Here is an 18,369-nt window from a genome sequence, read left to right as displayed (position 1 = left end):
CTAATGTTTCAGGCGAATAATCAATTCCAGACCGGCCCGACCGGCCGCGGAAAGACAGTTTGTATGAATGACCACACGCGGCTCCGCGACGGCCATGCGCCGCATAGCGAGCTGGAGGGGTCGATGGCGGCGGTGGCGTTGGCCACCAATCCGGCCGTCGGCGCGCAGGCGCCGGGAACCGGCGTCTATGCGGCGCTGGACCTCGGCACCAACAATTGCAGGCTGCTGATCGCCTGTCCGACTCAGGACGGCTTTCGCGTGGTCGATTCCTTCTCGCGCATCATCCGGCTCGGGGAGGGCGTCTCGGCGACGGGGTGCATCAGCGACGCCGCGATCGAGCGCGCCATCGCCGCGCTCAGCATCTGCCGCGACAAGATCAATCTGCGGAAGGCGCGTCGGCTGCGGCTGATCGCGACCGAAGCCTGCCGCGCGGCTTCGAACGCGGAAGGTTTCCGCAGCCGCGTTGCGGCCGAGACCGGCATCGAGCTCGAGGTGATCGACCGCGAGACCGAGGCCGCGCTCGCCGTGCTGGGCTGCTCGCCGCTGGTCGATCCCAGGGGGCGGGGCGCGATCCTGTTCGACATCGGCGGCGGCTCCACCGAGCTGGTGCGGATCGAGCGCGACCCCGAAAAGCCGGAACCGCGCATCAAAGCCTGGATGTCGATTCCCTATGGCGTGGTCACGCTCGCCGAGCAGTTCGGCGGACGCGACGTCACGCCGGAGATCTATGCGGCGATGGAGCAGGAGGTCGCAAGCCACGTCGCGCCATTCGCCGAGGAGCACGGCCGCGATCTCGCCGACATGCACCTGCTCGGCACGTCGGGCACGGTGACGACGCTCGCCGGCATCCATCTTAACCTCGCGCGCTACGACCGCCGCCGCATCGACAGCATCTGGATGAACGATGCGGACATCACCACGACCATCAACAAGCTGCTCGGCATGAGCTACGAGGAGCGTGCCGCCAACAGCTGCATCAGCGTCGAGCGTGCCGATCTCGTGCTGGCGGGCTGCGCCATCCTCGACGCTATCCGCCGCGCCTTTCCGCTGCCGCGCCTGCGTGTCGCCGACCGCGGGTTGCGCGAGGGCATGCTGGTCGAGATGATGCGCGAGGACGGCGCGCTCAGGAGCTGGTGAGTATGGCCAAGGACACCACCGGCCGCTTGCACGTCCAGGTCAAGACCGGCGGCAAGCGCAAATTGTCGTCGAAGCTGTGGCTGGAGCGGCAGCTCAACGATCCCTACGTCGCCAAGGCCAAGGCGGCGGGCTATCGCTCGCGCGCCGCGTTCAAGCTGCTGGAGATCGACGACAAGTTCCGGCTTCTGAAGCCCGGCATGGCCGTGGTCGATCTCGGCGCGGCGCCCGGCGGCTGGAGCCAGATCGCCGCCAAGCGCGTCGGCTCCACGGAAGGCAAGGGCAAGGTCGTCGCCATCGATCTGTTGGAGATGCCGGAGATTCCGGGCGTCGATTTCGCGCAGCTCGACTTCATGGACAACGACGCGCCTGAGAAGCTCACCGCGATGCTGGGCGGCAAGGCCGACGTCGTGATGTCCGATATGGCCGCCAACACCACCGGCCACCGCAAGACCGACCAGCTCCGCATCGTCGGCCTGGTCGAGACGGCGGCGGCCTTTGCCTGCGACGTGCTCAAGCCCGGCGGCACGTTCCTGGCGAAAACGTTCCAGAGCGGCGCCGATGCCGAGCTGCTCGCCCAGCTCAAGCGCGACTTTGCCACCGTGCGTCACGTCAAGCCGGCGGCGAGCCGGCAGGATTCCTCGGAGCGCTACGTGCTGGCGACGGGATTTCGGGGTGGGGGAGCGGCGTAGCCTGTGGTACTCCGTCATTGCGAGGAGCTCTTGCGACGAAGCAATCCAGACTTGCTTCGCGGATGCAGTCTGGATTGCTTCGCTTCGCTCGCAATGACGAAAGACTACCCCAATCTCTGATCCCGCACGTCCTGCGTATCCTCGGATGCCGCCTTGACCGCGGCCTTCTCCGCACCCTTGCCGGCGCCCTTGCGGCTCGCGATCTCCACCGCCTTGCGTCCCGAAATTTCGTGGCCGGCGTCCGCGGGCATCTGCCAGAAGAACCAGCTCGAGGCCGCCGAGGTCAGCGCGACCACGACGAAGGCCGGCGCGAACACCGTGGCGTTGAGCTCGCTGACATGGCTGAACCACATCGTGGTCTCGACACAGGCCGCGCCGACGGCGACGCCGGCCGAGATCGCGAGCTGCTGGTTGACGCTGACGAGGGTCGTGGCGCGGCTCATTTGCGCGGTCTCGACGTCGGCATAGGCGACGGTGTTGATCGCGGTGAACTCAAGCGAGCGAAAGAAGCCGCCGACCACCAGGATCACCATGATGATGAGCAGCGGCGTCGTCACCGTGAACAGCGCGCAGACGCCGAGGAAGAACGCGCTGATGATCGCGTTCACCGTCATCAAATTGCGGAAGCCGAACGTGCGGATGATCCGCGCAGCCAGCGTCTTCATGCCCATGGCCCCGAGCGAGGAGGCGAAGGTGACGAGGCCGGAATGGAACGGCGACAGGCCGAAGCCGATCTGCATCAGGAGCGGCAGCAGGAACGGTAGTGCGCCGATGCCGAGCCGGAACAGGAAGCCGCCGAACACGGCGGCGCGCAGCGTCGGCAGCTTCAGGAGCGAGAAGTCCAGCACCGGCGATCCGGTCCGCCGCGCATGGATGACGTAGAGCGTCATCGAGATCGCACCGCCCACGATCAACGCGGCGACGGTGCTCCATGGCAGAAGGTTGAGGCCGGCAACGGAAAGGCCGAAGGCGATGCCTGCGAGCCCCAGCCCAGAGAGCACCATGCCGTAGAGATCGAACGGCTCCTGCGTCTCGCTCTTGATGGGATCGATGAAGCGCAGCGCCATGAAGATGCCGAGCAGCCCGATCGGGATGTTGATCAGGAATATCCAGTGCCAGGATGCGTAAGTCGTGATGAACCCGCCGAGCGGCGGGCCGATCACCGGGCCGATCAAGGCGGGGACCGTCACCCAGGCCATGGCGTTGACCAGCGCGCTCTTGTCGACCGAGCGCAGCAGCACGAGGCGTCCGACCGGCGTCATCATGGCGCCGCCCATGCCTTGCAGGATGCGTGCGAACACGAAATCCGTGACCGAGGTCGAGAGCGCGCAGCCGACCGAGCCGACCATGAACACGCCGACCGCGATCGCGAACACCATCCGCGCGCCGAACCGGTCGGCGGTCCAGCCGCTCGCCGGAATGAACACCGCGAGCGACAGCAGATAGGAGGTGATCGCGAGCTTCAGCGTCAGCGGGCTGGTGCCGATGTCGGCCGCGATCGCCGGCAGCGAGGTGGCGATCACGGTCGAATCCATGTTCTCCATGAACAGAGCGGTGGCCACGATCAGCGGAATGACGCGTTGCTTGTCGACCATGAGGGTAATGAAATTGGAAGGAGGGGTGGAGTTGCGGCTTATCACCGCCGTCCGCCGCCGACCATTGCGGATCCACGCATGGCACCTAAATCCCGCGTAACAACGGTGTGACCCACAGCCTCCGTCATGCCGGGGCGTCGCTTCTCGCTCCGCCGTCATTCCGGGGGCGCGCCCCTTGGCGCGAGCCCGGAATCTATTGGGCCGCAGCGTTGCTGCCAGATGGATTCCGGGTTCGCGACTTCGTCGCGCTCCGGAATGACGGTCAGGGTTGGGCTGGCGCATGGGCTGTGCCCGCCGATTTCGGCCTAAAAACCCCTGTGCATGGCTGGCCAGCGGCCCGAATTGCTTTGATTCGTCACGCGGCCGTGCTATCGACCCGCGTCAACCCCACCGATGGGCTCCGATTCTCAAGGCGTTGCCGCAAGGGACGCCGAGGGCGGCGCTCATCCATTAGCATTTGCGGCAGGGCCGCAGGAAGGAGTTGGCAGATGGCCACGGTGCAACTTCAGGGCATCCGCGAAGCCTTTACGTTCGACGACGTGCTGTTGAAGCCTGGCCTGTCCGACGTCATGCCGGGCGAGGTCGACATCCGCTCCCGCGTCACCCGCGCCATCCCGCTCAACATCCCGATCATGGCCTCGGCCATGGACACCGTCACCGAGGCCCGCATGGCGATCGCCATGGCGCAGGCCGGCGGCCTCGGCGTCATCCACCGCAACTTCGATCCCGAAGGGCAGGCCGCCCAGGTGCGGCAGGTCAAGCGCTACGAGTCAGGCATGGTGGTGAACCCGCTCACCATCAGCCCCGACGCCACGCTCGACGACGCGCTCAAGCTGATGAGCGACCACGGCATCTCCGGCATTCCCGTCGTCACCGGCGCCGGCAAGAACACGCCCGGCAAGCTGGTCGGCATCCTCACCAACCGCGACGTGCGCTTTGCCACCGACCGCCGGCAAAAAGTCTCCGAGCTGATGACGCATGAGGGGCTCGTCACGGTCCGTGAGAATGTCAATCAGGACGAGGCGCGGCGGATGCTGCACCAGCACCGCATCGAGAAGCTGCTGGTCGTCGACGATCAATATCGCTGCGTCGGGCTCATCACCGTGAAGGACATGGAGAAGGCGGTTGCCCATCCGCTCGCCTGCAAGGACGGGCAGGGGCGTCTTCGCGTCGCTGCCGCCACCACGGTCGGCGATACCGGCTTCGAGCGCACCGAGCGGCTGATCGATGCCGGCGTCGACCTCGTCGTCGTCGACACCGCGCACGGCCATTCCCGTCACGTGCTGCAGGCGGTGAACCGCATCAAGCGCCTGTCCAATTCGGTGCAGGTCGTCGCCGGCAACGTCGCCACCACGGAAGGCGCGCAGGCGCTGATCGACGCAGGCGCGGATTGTATCAAGGTCGGCATCGGCCCGGGCTCGATCTGCACCACGCGCATCGTCGCCGGCGTCGGTGTGCCCCAGCTCACCGCGATCATGGATGCGGTCGAAGCGGCGAAGAAGGCCGATGTCCCCGTCATCGCTGACGGCGGCATCAAATATTCCGGCGACCTTGCGAAAGCGCTCGCGGCCGGCGCCGACATTGCCATGGTCGGTTCGCTGCTCGCCGGCACCGACGAGACGCCCGGCGAAGTGTTTTTGTGGCAGGGCCGTTCCTACAAGGCCTATCGCGGCATGGGCTCGGTCGGCGCGATGGCGCGTGGATCGGCCGACCGCTACTTCCAGCAGGACATCAAGGACACGCTCAAGCTCGTGCCCGAAGGCATCGAGGGCCAGGTGCCCTACAAGGGCCCGGTCGGCAACGTCATGCACCAGCTCGCCGGCGGCTTGCGCGCCGCGATGGGCTATGTCGGCGCACGCGACATGAAGGAGCTGCACGACAAGTCCCAGTTCGTCCGCATCACCGGCGCGGGCCTGCGCGAAAGCCACGTCCACGACGTCACCATCACGCGCGAGAGCCCGAACTATCCGGGCGGGGGTTAGGCGCTTCTCGGTGTCATCGCCCGCGAAGGCGGGCGATCCAGTACGCCGCGGCTTCTCGGTTCAACAACGATTGTCTAGGAGTACTGGATGCCCCGCGTTCGCGGGGCATGACGGCGCCTATGTGGCGTGCGCGCATCGAGCCTGCGCGAAGCAATCCAGTCCTTTTGTGTTGACGCGGCTGGATTGCTTCGCTTCGCTCGCAATGACAGAAAAGTGGAGGAAGCCATGGCCCAAGGTCAACATAGCGCCAAACGCATCGTTCTCGCCGCGCGTCCCGTCGGCGAACCCAAGCCGTCTGATTTTCGCCTGGAGGAATTCGCAGTTCCGATGCCAGGGCAGGGCGAAGTCCTGCTGCGCACGATCTGGCTGTCGCTCGATCCCTATATGCGCGGGCGCATGAGCGAAGGGCCGTCCTACGCAGCTCCGGTGCCGGTCGGCGGCGTGATGGAAGGCGAGGCGGTCAGCGAGGTCGCGGCCTCCAACAATCCCGATTTCGCGGTCGGCGACATCGTGCGCATCCGCTCCGGCTGGCAGACCCATGCGATCTCGAACGGCAAGGGCCTGATCAAGGTCGATCCCAAGCTCGGGCCGATCTCGACCTCGATAGGTGTGCTCGGCATGCCCGGCATGACCGCCTATACGGGCCTGCTCGACATCGGCAAGCCGCAACCGGGCGAGACCGTCGTCGTTGCCGGTGCGTCCGGCGCGGTCGGCTCGGCAGTGGGGCAGATCGCCAAGATCAAGGGCGCCCGTGCGGTCGGCATCGCCGGCGGCAAGGACAAGTGCGACTACGTGGTGAAGGAGCTCGGCTTCGATGCCTGCATCGATCACCGCGATCCCGATCTCGCCGCCAAGCTGAAGGACGCCTGCCCTGGGGGTATCGACGTCTATTTCGAGAATGTGGGCGGTGCCGTGTTCGAAGCGGTGTTTCCGCTGCTCAACCCGTTTGCGCGCGTGCCGGTGTGCGGCCTGATCGCCCATTACAACGACACCGAGGCCAAGCCGCCGAAATGGGCGGCCAGCCTGATGCGCGCGACGCTGACCAAGCGGCTGACCTTCCGCGGCTTCATCGTCTCCGACTTCGCCGCCCGCCACGGAGACTTCCTGCGCGACATGTCCGGCTGGGTTCGCGACGGCAGGGTCAAGTACAAGGAGTTCGTCACCGAGGGCCTGGAAAGCGCCCCCGGCGCCTTCATAGGCCTGCTGAAGGGGGCCAATTTCGGCAAGCAGCTGGTCCGGGTCGGGCCGGACAAGGCCTAGGCATGATCCGGAAAAGTGCGAAGCGGTTTTCCGGAAAGATCATGCCCAAACAACAACCTAAAGCGCGGGCGCATTCATCGCGCTTTAGGCGACAGGGAATGGGACTCACGTGGCTCCGCGGCCACACACCGCGTGGGGATAGTTAAGAAAGAGTCACCAAATGGTCACACCTGCCCGCAAAAGCCGCGGGTGTGACCCCCTGTTCATTGACGGCCGGACGAAGGCATTGAATCATCGCGCATATTTTAGGTGCTGCCATGTTAGAGATTGGTATTTTCTGCGTCATCCTCCTGGCCGCCGGCTATTGGGCGACCATGTTCATCATGGGCCGTCGCGACGACGTCATCCATGGCAAGTTCGTTCACGCCGAGGACGAGGGCGAATTCGCCCCGGCCGCAATGCCTGCGCCTCCGCCATTCCCGAAGCGTCCCGTGAAAGCTGCGCAGCGCCCCGCTGCTCAGCCAGCCGGCACCGAGGCTAAGCCGGTGAACAGCGCCGCGCTGCAATCGCTGCTCGCCGCGATCCAGCAGGATCTCAAAAGCGTGGCTTGAGTCTTCCGCGAGGCCGCAACACACGAGCGGCTGAGGTTCAGCCGCACATGTGCGCCATGGCTGTGACGGTGCGCTACAGCATAGCGGTTTTCCGAGTAGCGGTTTTCCGAAAAGATCATGCTCAAACAGTAACCTATAGCGCGATCACGATTCATCTTAATCGCATCGCGCTTTAGGCGGCGTGCCGCATGCGTTCGATACTCTGGGTAATATGGTTTCCTGCGTCGTCAGCCACCTTCAAAGACATGTCCGCCATCCGGCGGCTGGTATCGAGGGCGCTTCTGATCGAATCGCGCATCAGATCGGTCTGCACAGCCGCCAAATCCTGCGGAGTTCGGCAGCGCCAGAGTTCATTCATACGGTCCATGGTCCTCTCGATCTGCTGTCGAACGAAATCGAAGTACTCGCGTGAGACGCCGTTCATTCCTTTGACGACCGCGGTTGTAGAGTACATGATTGCTTCAGCGTTGCGGACCGATCGTTCTGTTGCCTGCTCCGTTTCATTGCCCGTCACACCGAACGTGCGACCAAGCTGATCAGCAGACCGGCCCAACATCACAGTGGCCATGTCGACGCCGAAGCGCCAACTGTTTTGCAACATCTCGGCATTCTGTTGCAGCAGGTGACTGCTGGCTTGGGCTACCTCCTCGCTGGCCTCAGCGGTAGCTAAGCCGATCCGTCTGGTTTGCTCAGCGGTCCTTTCGGCGGCGCGGCGCATTGTGTCCTCAGGGCTTTGCGTAGACTTTTCCTCCTGGCGTGGATTAGCCATCTGTTGCTCCTTGGTTATTGTTGGTGACGTCGGATCCTCTCCGTCACAGGTGCGATCCTTAGCGGCCAACGTGGGCATTTCTCGACCGTTCCGGGGCACGTGATTTTTAATCAATCCTCCGCGATCGCGCGCAGGAACGAGCGCTTCAACTTCCAATTACTCCATGGATTGGTTCACTTGCTTGGCACCGCGGGTCTCATGTTCTTACCCTCGATCATCAAGGGTCACTAATGACCACCGCTGAAACCGTGTTGCTCATCGCTGCCTTGTTATTAGCGCTTCTCGTCGTCGGTAACATCGGCTTCTCCAAACTGGCCGAGTGGAGGAATCCACCAATCGGCAAGTTCCTCGAATGCGACGGCGTAGTGCTCCACTATGTCGATCGCGGTGATCCGGCCGCTCCTTGCGTCGTGCTGCTCCATGGCAACGGATCCATGATCCAGGACTTCACGATCAGCGGTCTGGTCGATCTTCTTGCCCGCACCAATCGCGTGGTGTGCTTCGATCGCCCAGGCTTTGGCTATAGTCAGCGGCCGCGGCTCCGAATATGGACCGCGGCAGCTCAAGCCGCTCTGTTGGCGAAGGCGCTCAATCAACTTGGAATCCGCAATCCCGTTGTGCTCGGCCATTCTTGGGGCGCCTTGGTCGCTATCGCTCTCGCCGTGCGAAAGGATTATCCGACCCAAGGTCTTGTGCTTGCGTCAGGGTACTATTTCCCGACCGGCCGATTGGACGTGTGGCTGATGTCAGGTCCAGCCATACCGGTCCTGGGCGACTTGGTCAGTTACACTGTCGCGCCGATCGTTTCGTGGGCCGTCCTGCCAGGAGCTCTCCGCAAGATCTTTGCGCCCCGTTCTGTCCCGCAGACGTTCAGGAATGAATTTCCAGCGTCTTTGGTGCTCAGGCCCACACAGTTGAGGGCGGCTGCGGAGGAAAGTGCACTCCTCATTCCAACTGCAACACAATTCCAAGCTTATTATCCAGCCATCGGCGAGCGAGTGCAGATATTCCACGGAACAGAGGACCAAGTGATCGAATTCAGACAAGCGCAGGATTTACATCAAGCACTGCCTCGGTCCGATCTTCACCTTGTTCCAAATGCCGGGCATATGGTCACGTACGCAGACCCCGCCGCCATCGTGGAGGTCGTCAATTCAATGACGAACTCCTGAGATCGGCAGCGACGGCCGTCACTGGGCCTTGCCGCGTGCAGGCGCAGCAGCCGGCCGCAACTCCATTCTTGATATGCCTGCTGCGACGTTCACACCTGTCTGCGCCTGGACGGACACCGGCTGCAAGGCGATCGTACGATCCGAGCCGCCCACCAGGAGGTTGGCACCAACTCCGGTTTCGACAGTGCCGCCGGCGGTCGCGCCCGCATAAGTTCCGGCCAAGGCTGCCCGGCGAACTGTCGTTGGCGCAAACACGGTCCAAACGAGCTGACCGCCGGACGTGGCTCCTATGTCGAGACCAAGCGTGCTGACGGTGCCTTCGTAAGCCTCGCGCGCCCTGCCTCGTGCCGATGCATAGATGCAACTCAGCTGCCGTTGTCCCGCAACAATCATGCCGACTCCGGGCGATATGTTGCACGTGAGTGTGCCGACTCTCGAGCGCCCAGCCTCCTGCGCCGTTGCCGGAACCATCGTGAGGGCGAGTGCCAAGGCCGCGCAAGCCGTTGCCAAATTGGTCAGTCTCGCTTCATTCAGCGTTGTCCTGGTCATGGGGCCTCCATCGACGTAGTCTGATCGTCCTTCAATGCGCGCGGAGCCAGCGATGTTCCTGTTGGTCGCAAGCCGAAGCTCCAGAACCACGAGACGGGCCTCGCTTACGGGTTCGGGATGTGGAGCACGCGTGTCCGGCTCTGCGCTAGGTGTTGAGTGACAGGTGGACATCAAGCGCGCCTACTGCACGCAGCCGATTTTATCAGTGCCCGTCGCCCATCTGGATCAGCAGTTCCTCGATGTCGACATCGACTTGGCCGGCGGCCCTGACGTGGCGGACCTCGAGACTGTCGGGCTGGAAGCGGTATTCGACCAGGCCGACCTCCTTGATCGCGATCCGGTCCTGGCGCTGATCGTTGATGACGAAGCCCGCCGACGGCGCCCAGACGTGGCGGATGTTGCGGAAGGTGAAGTCGCGGCGCTGGTGCACGTGGCCGCTGGCAATGAGACGCAGGTCGACCTTGCCGAACATCTCGATCAGCCGCGCCCGCGCTGGCTGCGGCACGTAGCGGATCGACGTCTCCGGCGTCTCGGGATCGTCGGGCAGGTTGAGGAAGAGGGGCTTGTGCAGGAACAGCGCGACCGGCCTGCCGTTCGCTTGCGCGATCTCGCAACAAAGCCAGTCGAACTGCTCGGCCTCGAAGGCGAGCCCTGAGTTCATCACCAGTGAATTGAAGCCGATGAAGCGCCAGCCCGCGGCGTCAAACGCCCAATGATCTTCGCCGATGATGTCGCAGAACTGCTGGCGGTGCGTCTCGCTGACCGGCGGCTTCGGCGCCGGCCCGATCGCGGTCGGATTGTCCCCGATATCGTGATTGCCGGGGAGATAGCGGCAGGTGACGGGCAGCGCGTCGTGCAGACCTTTGGCAAACTCGACGTCGTCGCGGTTGGTCGGCCCGTCGAACGAGACGTCGCCGGTGTTGACGACGAGATCGGGCCTACCGGCGTCGATGTGCTCGCTGATCGCCGCGAAGTTGGCGATCAGGCCGGGAAAGCGCCGGCCGAGATGGGTATCGGAAATCTGCGTGAGACGAAATTCGGACATGCGATCATCCTACCCGTCGCCGCGCGTCGGAACGATGACGGCGCGGGCATGGATCGCAGCGAACAAAGTTTAAAGCACGCGGTAGCGGATGGTGTAGCCGTCCTGCGGGGCGATGGTACCGGCGAGCGGGGCGGCAATGCGGTCGGCGAGGTGCCAGGGGCCGAACTGGCCGGAGCGATGCGGCTCGGCCGGCAGGCGGAGGCGGAACTCGAAGACGCCCTTGCCTGAGAGGTTCACGACGAGAACGCGATCGGCCGTGCGGTGGTTGAGCACCACTGCGCCGCGCAGCACGGCCCGGCCGTCCGAGAGGTCGCGCACGCCGTCCACCAGCGCCAATGTCTGGTTGCGGTCGGTGTGCAGCTCGATCTGGCTGTCACTCACCGCCGTCAGCATCTCCCGGGGCATGCGGATCTCGAACTCGACGGCGGGCTTGGAGGGGTTGAGACCGAGATAGGCGAGCGCCGCGTGACGCATGTCGTAGGCGGCAAAGGCGAACAGCGCGAGCGCGGCCAAGGTCGCCAGGCCATGCCGGGCGACGTCCCGCCAGGTCCGATAGCTCAGGCGGAAGTAGACCGTCATGGCCAACGCGACCGCGAGCGCTGCCGCAATCCCCGACAGCGCCGACATCAGGAGGCCGAGCTGGCCCGCGGCGGCTTCGCTGAACAAGCTGGACAAGGAATTCATGGCTGGCTCGCCTCGGGGCCCAAAGGGCCGAATCGCTTTAACAATCTGGGGTTGGTCGCGGAAGCGGGAACGCCGGTTCAAGTCATTCATTGTCAGCGCCAAAAGTCGCGGCTAATGACGGCGGCGGCATTTCGCCTTTACGGGAAAGTTCCGATGTCCGTTCAAATGGTCCTGCTGCCGGTCTTCGTGCAGGTCGCTCTCACCTTCGCGCTGCTGATCGGCATGGTCCTGGCGCGCCGCAAGACCCTGGTCTCCGGCGAGACCAAGATCCGCGACATTGCGCTCGGCGAGCCGAACTGGCCGAAGGGCGCCACACAAATCGCCAATTGCTACCGCAACCAGTTCGAGCTGCCGGTGCTATTTTACGTACTGATCGCACTGGCATTACCCCTGCGCCGCGCCGATTTCTTCATCGTGCTGATGTCCTGGGTGTTCGTGGTGACGCGCTTTGCTCATGCCGGCGTGTTCGTTTCCTCCAACGATCTCGGCCGCCGCTCCACGGTCTGGCTCGCTGGCGTGCTGGTGCTGCTCGCGATGTGGATCTACTTCGCGCTGAAGCTTTTGCTGCTGATCTAGGCGCTGCGCACCACTTGAAAGAACCCGAATGACCCCCGCTGCCCGGCTGTCCGCAGCCATCGAACTGATCGACACCATCGAGAGGGACCGCGTGCCCGCGGCGAAGGCGCTGAAGGAGTGGGGCACCGCGCACCGCTTCGCCGGTTCCGGCGACCGCGCGGCCATCGCTGGCCTCGTCTGGGATGTGCTGCGCCGCTACGCCTCGAGCGCCTGGCTGATGGATTCCGATACCGCGCGGGCCCGGCTGATCGGCATGCTCCGCCTCGAGCGCAAGATGGACACGGCGACCATGGGCGCCTTGTTCGACGGCAGCCGCTTTGCGCCGGCGCCGCTGACCGAGGCCGAGCAGGCTGCGCTCGCCTCGCGCTCCCTCCAGGACGCCCCGGCCGCCGTCGCCGGCGACTACCCGGAGTGGCTCGACCCGCACCTTGCAAAAGTGTTCGGCGAGGACCGTGCGGCGGAGGCCGCCGCGATGGCGAGCCGGGCGCCGCTGGACCTGCGTGTCAATACGCTAAAATCCAACCGCGACAAGGCGCTGAAGGCGCTTTCTCATCTTCATGCAAAACCGACGCCCTGGTCCGCAACCGGCCTGCGCATCGAGCTTTCGGCCGATGCGCGCAACCCCGGCATCCAGGCGGAAGAGGATTTCATCAAGGGCGCAATTGAAGTGCAGGATGAGGGATCGCAGCTTGCAGCCCAATTCACCGCGGCAAAACCCGGCGAGCAGGTGATCGATCTCTGCGCTGGCGCCGGCGGCAAGACGCTGGCGCTGGCCGCCCTGATGCAGGGCAAGGGCCGGCTGATCGCGACCGACCGCGACAAGCGCCAGCTCGCGCCGATCCACGAGCGGCTATCGCGCGCCGGCGTCCACAACGCCGAAATCCGCACGCCCAAGGGCGAGGCCGAATCGCTTGCCGACATCCGCACCACGGCCGACCTCGTCGTGATCGACGCGCCCTGCACCGGAACCGGCACCTGGCGCCGCAACCCCGATGCCAAATGGCGGATGCGCCCCGGTGCGCTGGAGATCCGCCTGCGCGACCAGGCCGATGTGCTGGAGCGCGCGGTTCCGCTGGTCAAGCCGGGCGGCCGCATCGCCTACATCACCTGCTCGGTGCTGGCGGAGGAGAACGGCGAGCAGGTGAGGGCGTTTGTCGGCCGACATGGCGAGTTCTCGGTCGTCCCGCCCGAGCAGACCGCAAGCGTGCTCTGGGACAAGGCGGAAGCCTTTGGCGAGGCCGCGCTGCAATCCGCCGAGGGCTGGCTGATGACACCGCGCCGGACCGGGACGGATGGGTTTTTCGTGTCGGTGCTGAAGAAGAAGGGCTGATCGACGTTGTCATTCCGGGGCGCGCGTAGCGCGAGCCCGGAATCCATCGTGCGGCGGTCTCCGCGGGTCAATGGATTCCGGGTTCGCCCTGCGGGCGCCCCGGAAGGACATCAAAAACAAAAGCCCCGCAGACCGATCCCGGTCGCGGGGCTTTCGAGTTCCAACGTTCTGCCGGTACGTCCGCGGTCAGAACGGTGCGAGGGCGTTAGCCGACGCGGAGATTGTCAGCCGACGACTTGCCGCTGCGGCGGTCGGCGACGATGTCGAACGAGACCTTCTGACCCTCGTTGAGGGAGGAGAGGCCAGCGCGCTCGACGGCGCTGATGTGAACGAACACGTCCTTCTGGCCGTCATCCGGCTGGATGAAACCATAACCCTTTTGGGTGTTGAACCACTTCACGGTGCCCATAGCCATGGGAATTTCCTTGTTTAGTTAGAGAGGTACGCACGCGGACCGGTACGCAGCATTGCGCCCATAGTCCCTGATGAGTCGATGTTTGGAGAATTCATCTGAAGCGTGCGCGCCCGTCAGCAACGAAGCGAAGCGGCCCAGTCGTTCGGCCAAGTATCGATGATCACAATATAGCGAGAATTTGGGGCCACTTCAAGGCACCACCCGTGGCCCGAAACGTCGCGCCACTTTGCTATTTTGCGGTGCAAATCAACCGTCGAGCGCGCCTCAGTCGACGATGAAGAGCGTCGCCCCCTTCGTCGTCGAGGACCGGTGCGCGGCGTCGCCGAAGTCCGATACCTGGTAGCTCATCCCCGCCGTGAGCGTGAATTTGCGCCCGTCGCGCAACTCGGAGTCGAGCTCGCCCTTCAGCACGTAGAGCACGTGGCCGCGATCGCACCAATGATCGGCCAGATAGCCCGGCGAGTATTCCACCATCCGCACGCGGAGTTCGCCGATGTTGAGCGTGCGCCATGTGGCCTCGCCGCTCTCGCCGGGATGCGCGGTCGGCTCAACCTTGCTCCAGTCGGTGACGGTAAAGGGGGAGGTGGGGAGCTTCATGGGGGAATCCTGATTTGGATGGACCGTCGGGTGGTCGTGCACGTTACGTGGGCGGCGAGGGCGTCAGCGTGCAGCCGGCCGCCTCTTGCATCCTGCTCGCATTGATGACCCAGACCAGCAGGGCCGCGGCGCTGATGCCGGAACCCAGCATGCAAACGCCGCTCCAACCTGCCACAGCGTAGACCATGGTCGCCGCGATTCCGCCGGCTGCGCTGCCGATAGAATAGAACACCATATAGGTCCCGACCAGCCTGCTTGCTGCGTCGGGACGCGCGGCGACGATCAGGCTCTGGCTGGTCACATGTACGGCCTGCAGCCCGAGATCCAGCATGATCACGCCCAGGACGACGAACCAGAGCGAGACTTGCAGGCAGGCGATCGCGGCCCAGGCGCCGAGCATCAGCACCAACGATAGTCCGGTCGTGCGTTGGGCCCATCCAAGGTCGGCGAGACGACCGGCGTTGCGCGCGCCGAGTGCTCCGGCGAAGCCGGCGACCCCGAGCAGCCCAATCGTTGTGTGCGACAGCGCGAAAGGCGGCGCCGACAGCGGAAGCACGATCGACGTCCAGAACACGTTAAGATCGGCGAAGATCAGGAACGCGAACAAGGCGCGCTCCCGCAGGATCGGCTCCTCCGCGAACAGCGCCGCCGTCGAGCGCAACAGCGATAGATACGAGGAGCCTGCCATTGCCGTGGGCGCGCCGCGCGGCAGGACTTGCAACAGCAAGACGGCCATCGCGAGCATGAGGCCGGCCGAAACCAGGTAGACCATGCGCCAGCCGCCGACATCGGCCAGAGCGCCCGAGGCGAAGCGCGCGAGCAGGATTCCGCCGACGACGCCGCTGGTGACGGTCCCGATGGCGCGGCCCCGCCCGTCCGGCGTTGCGAGCGTTGCGGCAAAGGCGACCAGGATCTGCACGACCACGGCAAGCACGCCGACCAGCGTCAGTCCCGCGAGCAGCACAGCGGCGTGGGATGCGGTGCCGACGACCAGGAGTCCGGTCGCCGACAGTGCAATCTGGCCGGCGATCAGACGACGGCGATCCCAGAGGTCGCCGAGCGGCACGATCAAGATCAAGCCGCACGCATAACCGATCTGCGTGAAGGTCACGACCATGCCGATCGCTGCGGGAGCGATTCCGAGGTCCGCGGCCATCGAGTCGAGCAGGGGCTGGGCGAAGTAGATGTTGGCGACGCTGAGGCCGCAAGCCAGCGCAAGCAGCAGCGCCAGCGCGGAGGAAAGCCCGTACCCGGCCGTCCCGGCACTATCCTTGGGGTTGCCTGGGGCGAGATCATTGCTCGTCATCCGTCATCTCCGGCACGCTTTCTGGTCTCATTATAAGACCAGTTGCGGGCGGCGCCGTCTAGTCTTATTTTAGAACCAGATCGGAGTGGGAGCATGAAGCGGACAGGTTTTTCCGGGGCCGACTGCCCGGTGGCGCGTGCGCTCGATGCAATCGGTGACTGGTGGTCGCTCCTCATCGTGCGCGATGCCTTCGACGGGCTGCGCCGGTTCGGCGATTTCCAGAAGAATCTCGGCATTGCCAAGGGCATGCTCAGCGCGCGCCTGCGCAAGCTGGTAGAGCTCGACGTGCTCGAGATGGTTCCGGCGTCCGATGGCAGCGCGTATCAGGAATACGCACTGACGAGGCGTGGACGCGACTTGTTTCCCGTCATTGTCGGTCTGCGCCAATGGGGCGAGGCACATCTCTACGGGCGCAGCGAGGCACATTCCGAGCTGGTGGACCAGGCCGGCCAACGGGTGGGGCAGCTGGTGCTGCCGTCGCGAACCGGCCGGCCGCTGACATGGTCCGATACGAAGGTGAGGAAGGTGAGCACGCGCAAGCGCTGATGTCTCTGCGCGGATCAATGCGCTAGATGGTTCGCCGAGCCCTGCACGATCAGCCCGGCCTCGTTCACCCGCAGATATTCGCAGATCTTCTTGCCCCGTTCGTTCTGGTAGAACACCACGAGGCTGTCCGGGCTGACGAACAGGTCGATCAGCGAGAAATGCAGGTTCGGCACCAGGGGAAGCGCCTTGCCCCAATAGGCGCGAAGCGCATCCTTGCCGCGCACGGTGCCGCTGGGGTCGAATCCCAGCATCGGAATGCGGTCAGACGTCATCACGGCCGCCTCGTCGTAGAGCGTGAGCACGCGCTCGAGGTCGCGCGCATTCCAGGCCTCGACCCAAGCCCGGCCGAGCGCGGCAAGCGTTGACGGCTGATGGTGCTGTGACATGGCATTTCTCCCTGATCGGCCCCTTTGTATGATAGGTCAATAATACTTACCTATATATGTCGTCTTGTCCATGCCCAAAGAAGCATGTGGGCCCGCCGCGACCGCGGTTGCGGCCCGGGCCGCACCAGCGTATTGGCTGGCCATGACAGCAGCACAGAACGACCGCTCCGCGTCGACGCCCTCGGTGGCCTCGGCGCACGACAAGATTCTCATCGTCGACTTCGGCAGCCAGGTGACGCAGCTGATCGCGCGTCGCGTGCGCGAGGACGGCGTCTATTGCGAGATCGTCCCGTTCAACAAGGCGGAAGCCGCCTTCGAGGAGATGAAGCCGAAAGCGGTGATCCTGTCCGGCGGCCCGGAATCGGTCCACGAGGCCGGCTCGCCCCGCGCTCCGCAATTGATCTTCGACTCCGGCGTGCCGGTGATGGGCATCTGCTACGGCCAGATGACCATGGCGGCCCAGCTCGGGGGCGAGGTCGAGGGCGGCCATCACCGCGAATTCGGCCGCGCCGATGTCGAGGTGAAGGCCGAGAGCCAGCTGTTTGCGGACGTCTGGTCGTCAGGCAGCAAGAACCAGGTCTGGATGAGCCATGGCGACCGCATCACAAAAATGCCGCCGGGCTTCTCGGTCGCCGGCACCTCGCCGAACGCGCCGTTCGCGATCATCCAGGACGAGAAGCGCAAATATTACGGCCTGATGTTCCATCCCGAAGTGGTGCACACGCCCGACGGCGCAAAGCTGATCCGCAACTTCGTGCGCAAGATCGCCGGCCTCACCGGCGACTGGACCATGCGCGCCTTCCGCGAGGAGGAGATCGCAAAGATCCGCGCGCAGGTCGGCAAGGGCAGGGTGATCTGCGGCCTCTCCGGCGGCGTCGATTCGGCCGTGGCGGCCGTGCTGATCCACGAGGCCATCGGCGACCAGCTCACCTGCGTCTTCGTCGACCACGGCCTGATGCGCCTCAACGAGGCCGAGCAGGTCGTCGACCTCTTCCGCCACCACTACAACATCCCGCTCGTGCACGTGGATGCCTCCAGGCAATTCCTCGGCGAACTCGAGGGCGTCACCGACCCTGAAGCCAAGCGCAAGACCATCGGCCGCCTCTTCATCGAGGTGTTCGAGGCTGAGGCCAAGAAGATCGGCGGCGCCGATTTCCTGGCGCAAGGCACGCTCTACCCCGACGTGATCGAGAGCGTCTCCTTCACCGGCGGACCTTCCGTCACCATCAAGTCGCACCACAATGTCGGCGGCCTCCCCGAGCGCATGAACATGAAGCTCGTCGAGCCCCTGCGCGAATTGTTCAAGGACGAGGTGCGCAAGCTAGGGCGCGAGCTCGGCCTCCCCGAAATCTTCGTCGGCCGCCACCCGTTCCCGGGCCCGGGCCTCGCCATCCGCTGCCCCGGCGAGATCACCAGGGACAAGCTCGACATCCTGCGCAAGGCGGACGCGGTCTACATCGACCAGATCAGGAAGCACGGTCTCTACGACGAGATCTGGCAGGCGTTCGCCGTGCTGCTCCCGGTCAAGACCGTCGGCGTCATGGGCGATGGCCGCACCTACGACTACGTCGTCGGCCTGCGCGCCGTCACCTCCACCGACGGCATGACCGCGGACTTCTACCAGTTCGACATGAAGTTTCTGGGCGAGACGGCGACGCGCATCATCAACGAGGTGAAGGGCGTGAATAGGGTGGTGTACGACGTGACGAGCAAGCCGCCCGGGACGATTGAATGGGAGTAGGGGGCTCCTCCCGGGTTCAATAGAACCGAGTCAAGTCGT

19 protein-coding genes are annotated in these 18,369 nt (G+C 64.6%); 10 read left to right on the top strand and 9 right to left on the bottom strand.

Annotated elements, in window-relative coordinates:
* The first annotated feature begins 63 nt into the window (after positions 1–63).
* Positions 64–1,137 (top strand): Ppx/GppA phosphatase family protein, encoded by a 1,074-nt coding sequence (locus tag ABIA40_RS14480; RefSeq protein WP_404541682.1) that lies wholly within the window; start codon positions 64–66, stop codon positions 1,135–1,137.
* Between the two features lie 2 nt (positions 1,138–1,139).
* Positions 1,140–1,826 carry an RlmE family RNA methyltransferase gene (locus tag ABIA40_RS14475; RefSeq protein ID WP_157287760.1) on the top strand — a complete coding sequence of 229 codons (687 nt, stop codon included), beginning with the start codon at positions 1,140–1,142 and terminating at the stop codon, positions 1,824–1,826.
* Positions 1,827–1,930: 104 nt separating this feature from the next.
* Here the strand turns inward: ABIA40_RS14475 and ABIA40_RS14470 are convergent, their stop codons facing one another.
* Positions 1,931–3,421: an MFS transporter gene (locus ABIA40_RS14470; protein ID WP_109144054.1), complete on the bottom strand. Its 1,491-nt coding sequence runs from the start codon at positions 3,419–3,421 to the stop codon at positions 1,931–1,933.
* A gap of 488 nt (positions 3,422–3,909) precedes the next feature.
* On the opposite strand from ABIA40_RS14470, the gene guaB reads away from it, so the two are divergent.
* The 3 genes from guaB to ABIA40_RS14455 all read left to right on the top strand — a co-directional run bounded on the left by guaB (position 3,910) and on the right by ABIA40_RS14455 (position 7,214).
* On the top strand, positions 3,910–5,403 hold the full coding sequence (guaB, locus tag ABIA40_RS14465; protein ID WP_404541679.1) for an IMP dehydrogenase: 1,494 nt from the start codon (positions 3,910–3,912) through the stop codon (positions 5,401–5,403).
* A 225-nt stretch (positions 5,404–5,628) separates the two neighbouring features.
* Positions 5,629–6,663, top strand: coding sequence for an NADP-dependent oxidoreductase (locus ABIA40_RS14460; protein ID WP_404541677.1), 1,035 nt, complete (start codon positions 5,629–5,631; stop codon positions 6,661–6,663).
* A 257-nt stretch (positions 6,664–6,920) separates the two neighbouring features.
* Positions 6,921–7,214 carry a hypothetical protein gene (locus ABIA40_RS14455; protein WP_128262189.1) on the top strand — a complete coding sequence of 98 codons (294 nt, stop codon included), beginning with the start codon at positions 6,921–6,923 and terminating at the stop codon, positions 7,212–7,214.
* A 172-nt stretch (positions 7,215–7,386) separates the two neighbouring features.
* On the opposite strand, the gene ABIA40_RS14450 is transcribed toward ABIA40_RS14455, so the two are convergent.
* Positions 7,387–7,983 carry a phasin family protein gene (locus ABIA40_RS14450; protein ID WP_036001015.1) on the bottom strand — a complete coding sequence of 199 codons (597 nt, stop codon included), beginning with the start codon at positions 7,981–7,983 and terminating at the stop codon, positions 7,387–7,389.
* 230 nt (positions 7,984–8,213) lie between these two features.
* Between ABIA40_RS14450 and ABIA40_RS14445 the strand changes: the two genes are divergently transcribed.
* Positions 8,214–9,155, top strand: coding sequence for an alpha/beta fold hydrolase (locus ABIA40_RS14445; protein WP_036022562.1), 942 nt, complete (start codon positions 8,214–8,216; stop codon positions 9,153–9,155).
* Between the two features lie 18 nt (positions 9,156–9,173).
* On the opposite strand, the gene ABIA40_RS14440 is transcribed toward ABIA40_RS14445, so the two are convergent.
* The 3 genes from ABIA40_RS14440 to ABIA40_RS14430 form a co-directional block, all read right to left on the bottom strand.
* On the bottom strand, positions 9,174–9,626 hold the full coding sequence (locus tag ABIA40_RS14440; RefSeq protein ID WP_404546239.1) for a DUF992 domain-containing protein: 453 nt from the start codon (positions 9,624–9,626) through the stop codon (positions 9,174–9,176).
* A 280-nt stretch (positions 9,627–9,906) separates the two neighbouring features.
* Entirely contained in the window at positions 9,907–10,749 is an 843-nt protein-coding gene (locus ABIA40_RS14435; RefSeq protein WP_404541675.1) for a metallophosphoesterase family protein, read from the bottom strand.
* Positions 10,750–10,818: 69 nt separating this feature from the next.
* Entirely contained in the window at positions 10,819–11,433 is a 615-nt protein-coding gene (locus tag ABIA40_RS14430; protein WP_404541673.1) for an acriflavin resistance protein, read from the bottom strand.
* 153 nt (positions 11,434–11,586) lie between these two features.
* Between ABIA40_RS14430 and ABIA40_RS14425 the strand changes: the two genes are divergently transcribed.
* On the top strand, positions 11,587–12,009 hold the full coding sequence (locus ABIA40_RS14425) for an MAPEG family protein (protein WP_404541672.1): 423 nt from the start codon (positions 11,587–11,589) through the stop codon (positions 12,007–12,009).
* Positions 12,010–12,037: 28 nt separating this feature from the next.
* Positions 12,038–13,339: an RsmB/NOP family class I SAM-dependent RNA methyltransferase gene (locus ABIA40_RS14420; RefSeq protein WP_404541670.1), complete on the top strand. Its 1,302-nt coding sequence runs from the start codon at positions 12,038–12,040 to the stop codon at positions 13,337–13,339.
* A gap of 205 nt (positions 13,340–13,544) precedes the next feature.
* On the opposite strand, the gene ABIA40_RS14415 is transcribed toward ABIA40_RS14420, so the two are convergent.
* From ABIA40_RS14415 to ABIA40_RS14405, 3 genes are all read right to left on the bottom strand, one after another.
* Complete coding sequence (locus tag ABIA40_RS14415; RefSeq protein ID WP_008141931.1) at positions 13,545–13,754, bottom strand: cold-shock protein; 210 nt, start codon at positions 13,752–13,754, stop codon at positions 13,545–13,547.
* 264 nt (positions 13,755–14,018) lie between these two features.
* Positions 14,019–14,351, bottom strand: a complete 333-nt coding sequence (locus ABIA40_RS14410) for a DHCW motif cupin fold protein (RefSeq protein WP_404541668.1) — start codon at positions 14,349–14,351, stop codon at positions 14,019–14,021.
* 43 nt (positions 14,352–14,394) lie between these two features.
* A complete protein-coding gene (locus tag ABIA40_RS14405) occupies positions 14,395–15,657 on the bottom strand; it encodes an MFS transporter (RefSeq protein ID WP_271547121.1) in 1,263 nt (420 codons plus the stop codon).
* A gap of 93 nt (positions 15,658–15,750) precedes the next feature.
* Here ABIA40_RS14405 and ABIA40_RS14400 point away from each other — a divergent pair, with 93 nt between their 5' ends.
* The gene (locus ABIA40_RS14400; protein ID WP_404541666.1) at positions 15,751–16,203 is read left to right on the top strand and encodes a winged helix-turn-helix transcriptional regulator; all 453 of its coding nucleotides are present in this window, start codon (positions 15,751–15,753) and stop codon (positions 16,201–16,203) included.
* A 14-nt stretch (positions 16,204–16,217) separates the two neighbouring features.
* Here the strand turns inward: ABIA40_RS14400 and ABIA40_RS14395 are convergent, their stop codons facing one another.
* Entirely contained in the window at positions 16,218–16,589 is a 372-nt protein-coding gene (locus ABIA40_RS14395) for a nuclear transport factor 2 family protein (RefSeq protein ID WP_404541664.1), read from the bottom strand.
* 142 nt (positions 16,590–16,731) lie between these two features.
* Here ABIA40_RS14395 and guaA point away from each other — a divergent pair, with 142 nt between their 5' ends.
* Positions 16,732–18,330 (top strand): glutamine-hydrolyzing GMP synthase, encoded by a 1,599-nt coding sequence (gene guaA, locus ABIA40_RS14390; RefSeq protein ID WP_275509542.1) that lies wholly within the window; start codon positions 16,732–16,734, stop codon positions 18,328–18,330.
* Positions 18,331–18,369: the final 39 nt, after the last annotated feature.

This window comes from Bradyrhizobium sp. USDA 223 (genome assembly GCF_044909005.1).
Classification (GTDB): Bacteria; Pseudomonadota; Alphaproteobacteria; order Rhizobiales; family Xanthobacteraceae; genus Bradyrhizobium; species Bradyrhizobium yuanmingense.
This window is presented reverse-complemented; position numbering and strand designations above follow the sequence as displayed.